General features: G+C 72.8%; 20 protein-coding genes. 17 read left to right on the top strand and 3 right to left on the bottom strand.

Translation table 11 applies throughout. The features are described from left to right. The first annotated feature begins 3 nt into the window (after positions 1–3). Positions 4–627 carry a hypothetical protein gene (locus CLV34_RS04110; RefSeq protein WP_157803684.1) on the top strand — a complete coding sequence of 208 codons (624 nt, stop codon included), beginning with the start codon at positions 4–6 and terminating at the stop codon, positions 625–627. Continuing rightward, the gene (locus CLV34_RS04105) at positions 624–1,244 is read left to right on the top strand and encodes a hypothetical protein (RefSeq protein WP_100348912.1); all 621 of its coding nucleotides are present in this window, start codon (positions 624–626) and stop codon (positions 1,242–1,244) included. The genes CLV34_RS04110 and CLV34_RS04105 overlap by 4 nt, the downstream gene beginning before the upstream one ends. Positions 1,245–1,266: 22 nt before the next feature. Here CLV34_RS04105 and CLV34_RS04100 read toward each other — a convergent pair whose 3' ends face one another. Next, entirely contained in the window at positions 1,267–1,863 is a 597-nt protein-coding gene (locus CLV34_RS04100) for a hypothetical protein (RefSeq protein WP_100348911.1), read from the bottom strand. A gap of 161 nt (positions 1,864–2,024) precedes the next feature. On the opposite strand from CLV34_RS04100, the gene CLV34_RS04095 reads away from it, so the two are divergent. The 3 genes from CLV34_RS04095 (at position 2,025) to CLV34_RS04085 (ending at position 3,493) form a co-directional block, all read left to right on the top strand. Beyond that, on the top strand, positions 2,025–2,744 hold the full coding sequence (locus CLV34_RS04095; protein ID WP_100348910.1) for a hypothetical protein: 720 nt from the start codon (positions 2,025–2,027) through the stop codon (positions 2,742–2,744). Continuing rightward, positions 2,741–3,055 (top strand): hypothetical protein, encoded by a 315-nt coding sequence (locus CLV34_RS04090; RefSeq protein WP_157803683.1) that lies wholly within the window; start codon positions 2,741–2,743, stop codon positions 3,053–3,055. Before CLV34_RS04095 ends, CLV34_RS04090 begins: the two co-directional genes overlap by 4 nt. Before the next feature lie 141 nt (positions 3,056–3,196). Continuing rightward, entirely contained in the window at positions 3,197–3,493 is a 297-nt protein-coding gene (locus CLV34_RS04085; protein ID WP_100348907.1) for a WXG100 family type VII secretion target, read from the top strand. Positions 3,494–3,677: 184 nt separating this feature from the next. Here CLV34_RS04085 and CLV34_RS04080 read toward each other — a convergent pair whose 3' ends face one another. Continuing rightward, positions 3,678–4,043, bottom strand: coding sequence for a hypothetical protein (locus tag CLV34_RS04080; protein WP_100348908.1), 366 nt, complete (start codon positions 4,041–4,043; stop codon positions 3,678–3,680). A gap of 99 nt (positions 4,044–4,142) precedes the next feature. Between CLV34_RS04080 and CLV34_RS04075 the strand changes: the two genes are divergently transcribed. The 12 genes from CLV34_RS04075 to CLV34_RS04020 all read left to right on the top strand — a co-directional run bounded on the left by CLV34_RS04075 (position 4,143) and on the right by CLV34_RS04020 (position 12,620). After that, positions 4,143–4,439: a WXG100 family type VII secretion target gene (locus CLV34_RS04075; RefSeq protein WP_100348907.1), complete on the top strand. Its 297-nt coding sequence runs from the start codon at positions 4,143–4,145 to the stop codon at positions 4,437–4,439. A 148-nt stretch (positions 4,440–4,587) separates the two neighbouring features. After that, positions 4,588–4,878 (top strand): hypothetical protein, encoded by a 291-nt coding sequence (locus CLV34_RS04070; protein ID WP_157803682.1) that lies wholly within the window; start codon positions 4,588–4,590, stop codon positions 4,876–4,878. Next, the gene (locus CLV34_RS04065) at positions 4,875–6,188 is read left to right on the top strand and encodes a putative T7SS-secreted protein (protein ID WP_100348905.1); all 1,314 of its coding nucleotides are present in this window, start codon (positions 4,875–4,877) and stop codon (positions 6,186–6,188) included. Before CLV34_RS04070 ends, CLV34_RS04065 begins: the two co-directional genes overlap by 4 nt. Beyond that, positions 6,185–6,754 (top strand): hypothetical protein, encoded by a 570-nt coding sequence (locus tag CLV34_RS04060; protein WP_100348904.1) that lies wholly within the window; start codon positions 6,185–6,187, stop codon positions 6,752–6,754. Before CLV34_RS04065 ends, CLV34_RS04060 begins: the two co-directional genes overlap by 4 nt. Further along, complete coding sequence (locus CLV34_RS04055; protein WP_100348903.1) at positions 6,751–7,359, top strand: hypothetical protein; 609 nt, start codon at positions 6,751–6,753, stop codon at positions 7,357–7,359. Before CLV34_RS04060 ends, CLV34_RS04055 begins: the two co-directional genes overlap by 4 nt. Beyond that, the gene (locus tag CLV34_RS04050) at positions 7,356–7,640 is read left to right on the top strand and encodes a hypothetical protein (protein WP_100348902.1); all 285 of its coding nucleotides are present in this window, start codon (positions 7,356–7,358) and stop codon (positions 7,638–7,640) included. The genes CLV34_RS04055 and CLV34_RS04050 overlap by 4 nt, the downstream gene beginning before the upstream one ends. A gap of 29 nt (positions 7,641–7,669) precedes the next feature. After that, positions 7,670–8,290, top strand: coding sequence for a hypothetical protein (locus CLV34_RS04045; protein ID WP_100348901.1), 621 nt, complete (start codon positions 7,670–7,672; stop codon positions 8,288–8,290). Between the two features lie 291 nt (positions 8,291–8,581). Then, positions 8,582–9,955, top strand: a complete 1,374-nt coding sequence (locus CLV34_RS04040) for an FAD-dependent oxidoreductase (RefSeq protein ID WP_245858959.1) — start codon at positions 8,582–8,584, stop codon at positions 9,953–9,955. Positions 9,956–10,051: 96 nt separating this feature from the next. Further along, entirely contained in the window at positions 10,052–10,945 is an 894-nt protein-coding gene (gene htpX / locus CLV34_RS04035; RefSeq protein ID WP_100348899.1) for a zinc metalloprotease HtpX, read from the top strand. A 78-nt stretch (positions 10,946–11,023) separates the two neighbouring features. Then, entirely contained in the window at positions 11,024–11,788 is a 765-nt protein-coding gene (gene map / locus CLV34_RS04030; RefSeq protein ID WP_211289336.1) for a type I methionyl aminopeptidase, read from the top strand. Positions 11,789–11,842: 54 nt separating this feature from the next. Next, entirely contained in the window at positions 11,843–12,268 is a 426-nt protein-coding gene (locus tag CLV34_RS04025) for an organic hydroperoxide resistance protein (protein ID WP_100348898.1), read from the top strand. A 58-nt stretch (positions 12,269–12,326) separates the two neighbouring features. Then, positions 12,327–12,620 carry a hypothetical protein gene (locus CLV34_RS04020; protein ID WP_100348897.1) on the top strand — a complete coding sequence of 98 codons (294 nt, stop codon included), beginning with the start codon at positions 12,327–12,329 and terminating at the stop codon, positions 12,618–12,620. Positions 12,621–12,688: 68 nt separating this feature from the next. Here the strand turns inward: CLV34_RS04020 and CLV34_RS04015 are convergent, their stop codons facing one another. After that, entirely contained in the window at positions 12,689–13,180 is a 492-nt protein-coding gene (locus CLV34_RS04015; protein ID WP_100348896.1) for a YajQ family cyclic di-GMP-binding protein, read from the bottom strand. Between the last annotated feature and the right edge of the window lie 18 nt (positions 13,181–13,198).

Below are 13,198 nucleotides of genomic sequence, written 5' to 3'. Positions count from 1 at the left end.
TTCGTGCGCACCAGGGTGGTCGACTTCTCGCTCGACCTGCCCGAGGACTGGTGCCTGCTCCCGGCGAGCGTCGACGACGGTCCGGCGTGGTGCCGCGCCGCGGCGTCGCAGCTCGTGGCGGCCGACGTCGCCGCGGGTGACGCGCCGCCCGATCCCGCAGCGATCACGTCCCTGGCCGACGCGATCGGCGCCGTGCTCGCCGCGGTCGAGGGGGCAGGGCTGCCGGCTCTGCGGGGAGCTGCCCTGGTCCGTCGTCCCGGGCTCGGGAGGGTCGACGCGATGCTGACGGTGGTGCTCCAGCGTGACGTCGTCCCGGAGACCTACGTCGGCGAGATCGAGCAGGCCGTGCGGTCCGGCGGTGGCTACCTGTCGGCGCAGCGGATCGACGCGACCGTCCTGGCGGGTCGTGCGGCCGGGATGCACCTGGTGATCGGGCACCTCGAGCCCGAGGCCGGCCCGGGCGTGGCGCACCTCGAGGAGCGCGTCGCGCTCGGCGTCGCCCCCGTGGGCTGCGGCGACATGCTGGAGCTCACGCTCGTGGCCGCCGCGGCGAGCACGTTCGACGACGTCTCCCAGGTGGCCGTCGACCTCCTGGCGGGGCTGACCGTCCGGACGGAGGCCGCATGACGCGCGCGGTGGGCCTGGTCGACGGACGCATGAGGATCGTCCTGCCCGGCACGTGGGTCAACGTCCCGCTCGACTCGCCCGAGGTCGCGACCCGGTTCGTCAAGCGGATCGTGCGCCGGCAGGTGGGCAACGCCGACCGTCTCGCGCGGGTCCGGCGCGACGCGACCCAGGAGCTCGTGGCCAACGTGCGTGACGCCGTGGGGATCGGGGTCCACTCGTACCTGATGTCGTTGGAGATCCTCCCCGGCATCCCGTTCCCCGCGGCCATGCTCCTGCTCGACGAGGCGTGGCCGCCCGCCGCGGCGGCAGGTCTGGCGGCGGGGGACGTCGCGGCCGCTCTCGCCGCGGCCTACCCGGCGGGAGAGGTCGCCGAGCAGCGCAGCGGGCCGGTCGCGCGCCTGGTCGAGATGGCGCGGTCGGACGTCACGACGGACGACGGCGAGCCGTCGCTCACGATGCGCCTCGAGTACCACGTGCCGTACCCCGCCGGCGACGGCCTGCTGCTGGTGAGGGTGGTGGTCCCGGGCATCCCGTCGGCCGAGCCGTTCGCGACGCTGTTCGACGAGATCGTCGACTCGGTGACCTTCGTGACGGGCGGCGGCGCGGAGCGGACCTGACCCGGGTGCTGCGGCCCGCTCGTCAGGTCGTGCGGCCGAGGCCCTCGGGCAGGACCCCGCCGGTGGCTTCCCAGAGGTCGACGAGCGCGGCGGCGGCGGGTTCGTCGACGGGGTCGTCCGGGTGCATCACGGCGACGTCCCAGCCACGTGCGTGCGCCTCGGCGGCGCGGTCGGGGGCGCGCTCGACGATGTCGCGGACCATCTCGGCGGTGCCGTCCAGCACGGTCCGGACGAAGGGATGCTCGGCGGTCCGGGCTGCCCGGGCGGCGCCCCTGACCTCGTCGGTCACGCTGACGGTGCGAGCGATGCCGGCGAGGGCTGCGCCGCTGAAGCCGCCGACCATCGGGCCGAACGCGAGGCCCACGAGAAGCGCTGCCCACCACGGGAGCGGCGTCAGCAGGAGCAGCGCGGCGCAGACGAGGGCGCACACGAGGTACCACCAGCGGCCGAGCCGCGCGAGCGGTCGGTACCACCCCGGACCCTCGGGGTCGACGACGGCGCCGAGCGCCGCGTCGAGCCGGTCACGCGCTGCGGCGGCCTCCTGCGGCCGCGCGGTCGGGCTGTCGATCAGCAGCACGCCCGACCGGGTTCCGGGAGCCATCCACGGCGTGTCCGTCATCGTCCTCACCACTCCGTCCGCTGTCGGCCCGCGTGCGGTCCGCCGTCGTCGTCGGCCGCGGCTCGCGGTCCCGACGACCGAGGGTAGCAAGCGTGGGATACCGTGCTCGTGCCCGGCGGCAGGGCGCTCGGGGACCGGCGGCGAGAGCGAGGAGTGCGACCGTGAACACCATCACGTGCGGTGAGCGCGGTCCCGTCCGGATCTCGCCGACGCGTCGCGCGCTGCGCACCGTGGGCTACCTCACGACCGCCGTGACGTGGACCGCGCTGTGGCTCGTCGTGCTCGGCCTCGCCTGGGCGATCCCCGTGTACGGGATCGTGTCGGGCGACCTGACGGTCCACGAGATCACCCGCCCGGCGACCTCGTCGGTGGGCGGGTTCGTGGGCCTCGTGCTGGTCGGCCTCCCCGCCTTCGTCGCGGTGTGGGGTCCGGGCGTCCTCTGGGTGCTCCCGTGCGCGACGTGGCCGCTCGCGGCGCTGTCGGGCGTCTACGTGCTGCGGTCGTTGCGCCCGTCGTACGCGGCCGAGCCGCTCTCACGGTCGGAGCGCACCGAGCTCGGCGAGACGATCGGACCGCCTGCGACCACGGGTGCGACGCTGTCGCTGCTGCCCGTGCGTCGGAGCCGCGCGACGGACCTGCTCATGGCGTTCTACCTGGCGGGGTGGAAGCCCGACGGTCGGACCGCGGTCGCGATGCTCCCCGCCGGGGTGGCGTACGTGCTGATGTTCGGAGCGATCGCGGTCGACGTCGGCGACGGCGCGCGCCTGGTGTGCGGGGTGCTGGCCGGAGCGCTGGCCGCAGGGTCCTACGGGTGGGCGCTCGTGCTCCTGCGACGTCGTTCGCGGCCACTGGGAGAGGACCGTCGATGGGAGATCCGGTGAGCGGTACGCGACAGGGTCGGGTCGGTCCGACCGCCGGCCGGGGACGCCCGGCGCTGTGGCAGATGGTGATCGTGGTGGCGCTCGCGGGAGCGGCGATCGCGTTCGTGGTCGCCGTCACCGTCGGGGTCCTGCACGACGGCGTCGGCACAGGTGATCCGTTCGACTATCCCCGCGCCCTGTGGCGTGAGACGACCGACGCCGCGACGTGGCGTGCCGTCGGTCTCGGCGCGCTCGTCGGGGCGGTCGTGACCCTGCTGGTGGGCGCGTGGGCCCACCTCCGGCGGGCGCTGGCGCGGCGTCGCACGCCCTGAGCTGCGGCCCGCGGCCTGCGGCGTCGCCCGGGCGCGACCCATGGGGAGTGCTCCCCATGTCGCGTCGTGACGCGGTCCGTTAGCGTGAGCGACGTGCCGGACCGCAGGGGTCCGACGACGGTCGATCCGAGGAGCTTTGTCATGGCGAACGTGAACGTGACGTACGAGGAGATGCGCGGTGCGGCGGGTCAGCTGCGTAACGGTCAGCAGCAGCTGACGGACACGCTGCACCACCTGAAGTCGCTGGTGGACAACCTGGTGGCCGGTGGGTTCGTGACGGACCAGGCGTCGGGTGCGTTCCAGTCGTCGTACGAGCAGTTCACGACGGGGACGACGCAGGCGGTCTCGGGTATCGAGGGGATGGCGCACTTCCTGGAGCAGGCGGCGCAGACGCTGCAGGACGTGGACTCGCAGCTCGCGTCCGGCATCCGGGGCTGAGGCGGTCGGCCCTCCCGGGGTCGGCAGGGGGAGCGGGGCGGTGGTCGCAGGGGGCGACCACCGCCCCGTCGTCGTTCGGCGGCCGACGTCAGATCTTGCCGTCGGTCTTGAGCTTGGCGTGGTCCGCGATGATCCGGGCGATCGTGTCGGCGCGCGCTGCGGCGCCCTCCGGGTCGGCCTTCCGTCAGAGGGCTTCGAGCTCGGAGCGTGCGGTCCCCTCGTGACCTGCGACCCGCCAGGCGAGCCGGTGGACCGTGTGTTCGAGGCGCGGGTCCTGCCCGAGCACGGTGGTGACCTGCTCGAGCACGTCGCCGTCGGACGGCCTGGCGATGTCCCGGACGTCGGCCAGGGCCTTGGCGGCGCTGGGAAAGCCGGCGACGCGGGCTTGCAGGCGTGCCGTGTAGCAGAGGATCGGGCCGGTGACGGGCGCGGCGAGGAGGCCGACGGCGTACCACCAGTAGCCGAGCCTTTCGCGGGTCTGGTGCGCGCCGCGGGAAGAGCGTGCGACGAGACGCGTCGCGCCCGGCGTCCACAGGGCAGTACTCCCCATTTCGGCCGTGCGCCCGAGGTCGCTATGTTGTGGGGGCAGCCGGGCCGCAGGGGCACGGCACGGTGCCGGTCATCCGGCAGATCGATCCGAGGAGCTTTCATGGCGAACGTGAACGTGACGTACGAGGAGATGCGCGGTGCGGCGGGTCAGCTGCGTAACGGTCAGCAGCAGCTGACGGACACGCTGCACCACCTGAAGTCGCTGGTGGACAACCTGGTGGCCGGTGGGTTCGTGACGGACCAGGCGTCGGGTGCGTTCCAGTCGTCGTACGAGCAGTTCACGACGGGGACGACGCAGGCGGTCTCGGGTATCGAGGGGATGGCGCACTTCCTGGAGCAGGCGGCGCAGACGCTGCAGGACGTGGACTCGCAGCTCGCGTCGGGCATCCGGGGCTGACGCACGCCCAGCGCGTGCACGCACGTGGCGCCGACATGGGGAGTGCTCCCCATGTCGGCGCTCGTGCGTTGCGCCTAGGGTGACGGTGCGGCGCGTGCCGTGGTGAAGGCGGTGACCCGGGCCGCTCGCCGTTCGTGAAGGAGCCTGCGTGGAACGACTGGTGGTCGACACCGACCTGCTGTCCGAGACGGCGACCGACCTCAAGGCGGTCGCCGACGAGTTCGACGCTGCCGACCGTTACGCGGCGCGGCTGTCGGACGACGTCGGCGACGACGACCTCGCACGGGCGGTCAGGGACTTCGCGTCGAAGTGGACGAAGACGCGCGAGAAGCTGCGCGACGACATCAAGAACGCCGCGGATCTCGCGCACGGCGCCGGCGGCACCTTCCGCCAGGTCGACAGCGACCTCGCGGCGTCGTTCGACAAGGACGCGTCGTGAACTGGGAGCCGCTCGCGCCGGCCGACCCGGTGCCGGGTGACCCGTCCACCTCCGAGCAGGGTGGCCGCCACTACCTGGCGGTGGCCGACGCGATGGACCGGGCGCGCACCTCGTTGACGCGGCTCGACGGCCTCGCCGGGCAGTCCGAGGCGATCGACGCGCTGCGGGAGCGGGCGTCGAAGGTGCGCGACCAGGTGGTCAAGGCGCAGCAGCGCTACCGCGACACGGGCAACGCCCTCGTGACGTACGCCGCGGCGCACCGGACGGCCCAGGACGACGCGCTGGCCCTGTGGCACGAGGCCGTGTCCGCCCAGGACGCGGCGCAGACGGCGAGCCGTCAGCAGACGGGCGCGCAGTCGACGTACGACGACCTGCGGCACACCGCCACACGGACGGGGTCGCCCCTGGACTACTCGGCCTACCACCCCGTCGAGGTCGCGAACCGGGCCGCCCAGGACGCGCAGGACCACCTCGACGCGGTGGTCGGCCGCCTGTCGGGCATCCTCGAGCCGTGGCACGCGGCGGCGCGCAAGGCGGCGGGCGACATCGACGACGCGGTCGAGGCGGACGGCCTGAACGACGGCTGGTGGGAGAAGTGGGGCTCCGAGGTCGCGCACGTCGTGTCGGACTGGGCGGGCAACATCGCCGGCGTGCTGGGCATCGCGGCCCTCGTGCTCGCGTGGGTCCCGGTGCTGGGCGAGGTCCTGGGGGTGCTCTCGCTGATCGCCGGTGTCGTGGCGCTCGTCGCCGACCTCGCGCTGCTGGCCCACGGCGAAGGGTCCGTGGGAACGGTCGTCCTCGACGCGCTGGGCGTGCTGTCGTTCGGTGCCGGTCAGGTGCTGAGCCGGTCGGCGCGCGTCCTGTCGTCGCGTGGCGTCACGCAGGCCGCGGGCCGGCTGGCGCGCATCGGGGGCCGGTTCGGCAACCCGACGACGGCGGGTCGCCTGCGCACCATGCTGCGGGAGGTCCCGGAGCTGCGCAGCAGCACCGTGAAGTGGTTCAGACCGACGTCGTGGAACACCTGGGTCAACCAGGGTGCCCGGTCGTTCAAGGGCTTGCGCGGGCGGGCCTGGTGGATGAACTTCGTGGGTCAGGGTGACGCGGCGCGCGCGTACCAGTCGCTGCGCAACGTCGACGCCGTCGAGGGCTTCGCGCGGGGTGCGCGGGCCTACCCTGCGACCATGAAGGCTCTCGGCGGCGGGATGAGCGGCGGACGGTTCACGCCGGGCGTGTTCGGTGGCACCCTGGGTCCGTTCGCGCTGGACTCGTTCGGTGCCGGCTCGTTCGTCACGTCGAAGGTCGGCAAGTGAGCCGCGCGCTGGAGCTGGGGCTCGGGGAGGACTGGGTGGCCTGGCAGGTCGGCCTGGACGACCCGGCCCGGTTCGCGGACGTGGCCGCACGGTTCCCGGGCGACCCGGGTGCGGCGCAGGAGATCCTGCGGACCCTGGACGCGCGCGCCCGTGACGCGGGCGACGTGCGGATCGCGGGGGTGTGGGTGCCCGCGGCCGCCGACCACGAGCCGCGCGCGGTCCTCATGCTCCGCGGTCTGCCGACGGACCGCGCGGCGCACAAGGAGTACCGCCGGTTCGTGCGGGGCCTCCGGAAGCGCCCTGAGGTCCCGGGCACGCGGGTCGTGGACTACGAGGCGGCGCCGATGCCGGAGACCGCCCTGGGCCCGGTGGCGCTGCAGATCATCACGACCGCGGAGTCGCCGGACGACCTCGTCGTGACGACGCTCCGCTTCACGGTGTTCCCGACGGACGGCGACGAGGTCCTGGTGCTCGATTTCGAGTCGGCGTACCCCGCGCTCGGCGAGGAGATCGAGGCGGACGCCGTGGCGACCGTCGAGAGCCTCGCCTACCGGGAGGGTGCGTGAGCGACGCGGAGCACGGTCCGCTGCTCGAGGGACGGCTGGGCATCGTCGTGCCGTTCGAGTGGTGGCGGGTGCCGCTCGACGACGACGCATCGCGCACGGCGGCCGTGGCGGCGCTGGTCAAGCGTCGCCTGGGCCGCGACGACCGGGCCGCGCGGATGCGCCGCGACGTGCGGGACGACCTCCTGCGCGCGTCGGAGCAGGCCGCCGCCGCCGGCGGCCGGACGATGGCGCTGATCGACATGCCGGTCGGCGACGTGCAGGTCACGGGGACGATGGTCGTGTACGAGCTGCCGGGCGTCACCGCCGACCGGGCCGTCGAGGACGCGGTGCACCGGGCGGAGGGTGTGCGTGCGGAGGTGCTGCGCGCCGACCTCGTGGGCGGGAGCGCCGTGCGGGTCGTGACGGCGACCGAGATCGAGCGGACGGACGCCGCGGGCGACCCGCTGCTGCCGGAGCTGCGGGCGGACTACTGGGTGCGCCTGGACGGCTACTCGGAGCTGGTCTACATGGTGTTCACGTCGCCGTTCGTCCCGTTGCGCGACGGCTTGCTCGAGCTGTTCGACGCGGTGGTGGGGTCGTTGCACGTCGTCACGGGTGAGCTGTGAGCGAGCCGCCGCTGCCGCAGGCCCCACCGGGTGTCCTGGGGACGGCGACGATCGTCCTGGTCGCCGTGGTCGGCGTGTGGTGGGTCGTGTACGTGGTCTGGTACAGCCGCCGGCTCCAGGACCGTGGTCGGCCCGTCGGCCGGTCGCTGCTGCTGAGCGCGCTGGCGCTGGCGGTCGCGGTCGGGCTCGCGGTCGGGGCGCACGCGTGGGAGCAGCACCGGTACGACCAGCAGATGGACCGTTGGAGCCAGTGGTACGACGAGAGTCGCGCGGACGCTTGACCGCGCCGGGCGCAGGGAGGAACCGAGAGATGGCTGAGCACGGAGGAGATGGCGCGGAGCAGCGTCGCCGGTGGTATCTGTGGGCGCTGGTCGCGCTCGCGCTGGTGAGCGTGCTGCGGCTGGTGAACCAGGTCCGCGACGGCGACACCGACTCGTTGACCTGGACGATCGCGATCCTCGTCGTGCTGGTGATCGTGGTCGTGACGCTGTGGGTGGTCACGCGGCGGATCGACGGGCTGGCGCGCCGCGTGGCCGCGCTGCGACCGGGCGCAGCGGTGGTGCCCGCGACGACGGCGTCGGAGATGCTGGACGTCGCGACGGCGCTGGGCGTCTCGCGGGCGAACATCGCCGGGCAGGGTGGCTCGGTGGCGGCCCTGGCGGTGCTGCCGGACCGCATCGAGGTGTGGTTCCGCAAGGACGAGCAGCCGCGGTGGGTGCTCGACCGGGCGACGCTGACGTCGGTGCACGTCGCGCCGGCGGTGTTCGGGTCGGCGCGGCGCGACGCCCTGTGGGTGGTCGGCGCGACGGGCGCGGCGGTCGTCGTGCCGGCGTACCGGCCGCTGCGGGCGACGGCGGGTGCCGCGTCGCGCGAGGACCTGGAGCGGGCGCTGCAGGCGGTCGCGGGGACCGGGGTGTCCGGCACGGTCTGAGCGGTCCGGGACACGGGACCGGCACGCGGAGCCGGGACCGGGACACAATGGTCCGCGATGTGGGACGACGTATCCACCGTGCGAGATGGCGGGCACACTGGTCGGAGGCGTGCGCGTCATAGACTCGGGGGAGAACCCCGGATGACGCCGCCAGCGTTCCTCAAGACCGTCGTCAGCCTGGACGGTCGTCCCGACGTCCGACCCCGCCCGGTCGCCGGCCAGACAGCCGCCCGGGAGCACGGACGGGCCAGGCGGCGTCCGAAGACCCACAGCACGGAAGGCGCACCTCACGTGAGCAGCAACCGTCCCCTCCGCGTCGCCGTCGTCGGCGCAGGCCCGGCCGGCATCTACGCGTCGGACATCCTGTCGAAGACCGACCTCGACGTCAGCATCGACCTGTTCGAGCGCCTCCCCGCGCCGTTCGGTCTGGTCCGCTACGGCGTGGCCCCCGACCACCCGCGCATCAAGCTCATCATCGACGCGCTGCACAAGGTGCTGGACCGCGGCGACATCCGCCTCATCGCGAACGTCGACTACGGCGTGGACGTCAAGCTCGACGACCTGCGCCAGTTCTACGACGCCGTGATCTTCTCCACCGGTGCCATCCGTGACGCCGCACTGGCGATCGAGGGCATCGACCTGCCGCGCTCGTACGGCGCGGCCGACTTCGTGTCCTGGTACGACGGTCACCCGGACGTCGCGCGCACCTGGCCGCTCGACCAGGAGTCGGTCGCCGTCCTGGGCGCCGGCAACGTCGCGCTCGACGTGGCCCGCATCCTCGCCAAGCACGCGGACGACCTGCTGCCCACCGAGATCCCGGCGAACGTGTACGAGATCCTCAAGGCGTCGCCGGTCAAGGACGTGCACGTGTTCGCGCGCCGTGGCCCGGCGCAGGCCAAGTTCTCGCCGCTCGAGCTGCGCGAGCTCGGCCACGTGCCGGACGTCGACGTCGTCGTGTACCCGGAGGACTTCGACTTCGACGAGGGCTCGATGGCCGCCATCAGCTCGTCGAACCAGACCAAGCAGGTCGTCAAGACGCTCACCGACTGGACCCTCAAGGACCCGGCCGAGCTCACCGCGTCGCGCCGCCTGCACCTGCACTTCCTCCACGCGCCGGCCGAGGTGCTGGGCGACGAGGAGCAGGGCGTCACGGGTCTGCGCACCGAGCGCACGCAGCTGAACGGCGACGGCACGGTGTCGGGCACGGGCGAGTTCCACGACTGGAACGTCGGCGCCGTGTACCGCGCGGTCGGCTACTTCGGCTCGCCGCTGCCGGAGATCCCGTTCGACGAGCTCAAGGGCGTCATCTCGAACCGTGAGGGCCGCGTCGTCGACCTCGACGGCGAGCACGTCGAGGGCGTCTACGCGACCGGCTGGATCAAGCGCGGCCCGGTGGGCCTCATCGGCCACACCAAGTCGGACGCGTCCGAGACGGTCCGCCACCTCGTCGAGGACTTCGAGGGCCGCGACGAGCTCCCGGCGGCCCACGGCGACCCGCAGGCGATCCTCGACTTCCTGCGCGACCGCGGCGTCGACTACGTCGACTGGACCAGCTGGCTGCGTCTCGACGACCACGAGAAGTCGCTCGGCGAGCCCCACGGCCGCAAGCGCATCAAGGTCGTCCCGCGCGACGAGCAGATCTCCATCGCGCTCGCGCGCGACTGACTGCGCGCTCCTGGACGCCCGCCGGGCACCGGGCACGTGCTCACCCGCACGGCCGCTGCCCAGCGGGCGTCCAGGCGTCCACGGTAGTTTGAGGCGATGAAGCACAGGCATCACAACGGTCTCAAGACGACGCTGCTGTTCAGCGTGCTCTGGGTCGTGCTCCTCGCCATCTGGGCGCTCTTCTTCCGCGGCTCCGCGGGCATGCTGTGGATCTTCGTCGGGCTGGGTCTGGTCGGCACGTTCGTCGGGTACTGGAACTCCGACAAGCTCGCGATCCGCTCGATGCACGCGTACCCGGTGACGGAGCAGGAGCAGCCGGGCATGTACCGCATCGTGCGGGAGCTCTCGCAGAAGGCGAACCAGCCGATGCCGAAGCTCTTCGTGTCGCCCACGCAGGCGCCGAACGCGTTCGCGACCGGCCGCAACCCCAGCAACGCCGCGGTGTGCTGCACCGAGGGCATCCTCGGGCTGCTCGACGAGCGCGAGCTGCGCGGCGTCCTCGGCCACGAGCTGATGCACGTGTACAACCGCGACATCCTCACGTCGTCGGTCGCTGCTGCGATCGCGGGCGTCATCACGTCGCTGTCCCAGTTCCTACTGTTCTTCGGCGGGGGCGGCGACCGGCGCGACAACGGCGGCGGCAACGTGTTCGCGGCGCTCGCGCTGATGATCCTGGCGCCGCTGGCGGCGTCCGTCATCCAGCTCGCGATCTCCCGCACCCGCGAGTACGACGCGGACGAGGACGGCGCGTCCCTGACGGGCGACCCGCTGGCCCTCGCGTCCGCGCTGCGCAAGCTCGAGTCGGGCACGCAGGCCCGTCCGCTGCCGCAGGACCAGAAGCTGGTCGACGTCTCGCACCTCATGATCGCGAACCCCTTCAAGGCGGGCGCGGGCATGGCCAAGCTGTTCTCGACGCACCCGCCCATGGCGGACCGGATCCAGCGCCTCGAGGCGATGGCCGGCACGCAGGGCGGCATCACGTACTACTGAGATCACGTACTACTGAGCACGAGCCCGTCGTCACCCCCGTCCCACCACCCTTCCCGCGACCAGGAGAGCTGAGCAACCGTGGCACTGAAGACCCCCGGCGAGATCGACGCGATGCGCGAGGCGGGGCGCGTGGTCGCCCAGGCCCTGCAGGCCTGCCGTGAGGCGGCCGAGGTCGGGGTGACCATGAAGCAGCTCGACCAGGTCGCCCGCGACGTGATCTTCGGGGCGGGCGCGACGTCCCCGTTCCTGAACTACCACCCGCAGTGGGCACCGACCCCGTTCGCCGGGGTGATCTGCGCGAGCGTCAACGACGAGGTCGTCCACGGCGTCCCGACGGACCGGGCGATCGAGCCGGGCGACCTGGTGAGCATCGACTGCGGCGCCACGCTCGACGGATGGACGGGCGACTCGGCGACCTCGTTCGTCGTCGGTGACGCGCGCCCGGAGGACCTCGAGCTGATCGCCGCCACCGAGCAGGCGCTCGCCGCGGGCATCGCCGCGGCGACCGTCGGCAGCCACGTCGGCGACATCGGGTACGCCGTCGACAGGATCGCCCGCAAGGGCCGGTACGGCAACCTCGAGGACCACGGCGGCCACGGCATCGGCCACACCATGCACGAGGACCCGTTCATCCCGAACGAAGGCCGCCGCCGCAAGGGTCTCGAGCTGCGCGAGGGGCTGACCATCGCGATCGAGCCCATGTTCCTGCTCGGCGGGTCGGGACGGTACCGGCATGCCGCAGACGGGTGGACGCTGCTGAGCGCGGACGGCTCGCGTGCGGCCCACGTCGAGCACACCATCGCGGTCACCGCCGACGGCCCGAGGATCCTCACGGCCCTCTGAACGCGCTTCCGCTCGCGCGGGAAGGTGTGGGCGCCACCGGTTGTTGCCCCGGTCATGGACATCCTCTACACCGCATCCGCCCTCTCGACCGGTGAGGGCCGCAGCGGGCACGTCCGCACGTCCGACGGCTCGCTGGACACCGACCTCTTCCCGCCGCAGGAGATGGGCGGTCCGGGCGGCGGGCTCAACCCCGAGATGCTGTTCGCCGCCGGTTACGCCGCGTGCTTCCACAGCGCGATGCTCGGGATCTCGAAGCAGCGTGGCGTCACGCTCGCGGACGAGTCCGTGACCGCGGAGGTCGGCATCGGCCGGAACGAGTCCGGCGTGGGGTTCGGCCTGGCCGTCACGTTGCGTGTCGAGCTGCCCGGGCTGTCGCAGCAGGACGCCGACGCCCTCGTCGCCGCCGCGCACGAGGTGTGCCCGTACTCGAACGCGACGCGCGGCAACGTCGACGTGACCCTGGACGTCACGGTCGGCTGACGGGCTCGCCGTCGTGACGCCCGGCCGGCGCCGTCGGCCGCCGTCTAGGCTGGCGCGCATGAGCGACATCGACGACCGCGCCCCCGACCTCGAGCACGGCCTCGCCGTCACGGCGTTCGCCGTCGGCGGGGGAGCGCAGCAGGTGACGAGCGGCCCGAACGCCGGGGCCGTCGGCCCGACCGTGGTGTTCGTCCGCGCCGAGGGCCTCGCCTACCGGGACGCCGTCCAGGGTGCGTCCGGCCCGGCCGTCACCGCCGAGCTCCTGCTGCGGCCCGAGCAGGTCGTCGCGCTGCGTGACGCGCTCGACGCGGCGCTCGCGAGCCTGGACGAGATCGGCGACCGCCCCGCCTGACTCTCCGCACGACGCACCGCCCCGGTCCCTGCAGGGACCGGGGCGGTGCGTCGTGCGCGGGGACCGCCTCAGCGGTAGTTGACGAACTGGAGCGCGACGTCGAGGTCGGCGCCCTTGAGCAGCGCGATGACGCTCTGCAGGTCGTCGCGGGACTTGCTGGTCACGCGGACCTCGTCACCGGTGATCTGCGTCTTGACGGCCTTGGGGCCCTCGTCGCGGATCAGCTTGGTGATCTTCTTGGCGTCCTCGGACGAGATGCCCTCCTTGAGGCCGGCCTCGAGGCGGTACTCCTTGCCGGACGGCTTGGGCTCCTTGTCGGTGTCCAGGCTCTTGAGCGAGATGCCGCGCTTGATGAGCTTGGTCTCGAGGACGTCGAGGATCGCGAGGACGCGCTCGGACGAGTTCGCCACCATGAGGATCTTCTCGCCGCTCCACGCGACGGACGCGCCGATGTTCCGGAAGTCGTACCGCTGCGCGACCTCCTTGGAGGCCTGGTTCAGCGCGTTGTCGACCTCCTGACGGTCGATCTTGCTGACGATGTCGAACGACGAATCGGCCACGGTGTCCCTCCTCGGACG

Origin of the sequence: Luteimicrobium subarcticum (assembly GCF_002798015.1) — a bacterium.
Classification (GTDB): Bacteria; Actinomycetota; Actinomycetes; order Actinomycetales; family Cellulomonadaceae; genus Luteimicrobium; species Luteimicrobium subarcticum.
Note: the sequence above shows the minus strand (reverse complement) of the source record. Positions and strands in the feature narration are given on the sequence as shown.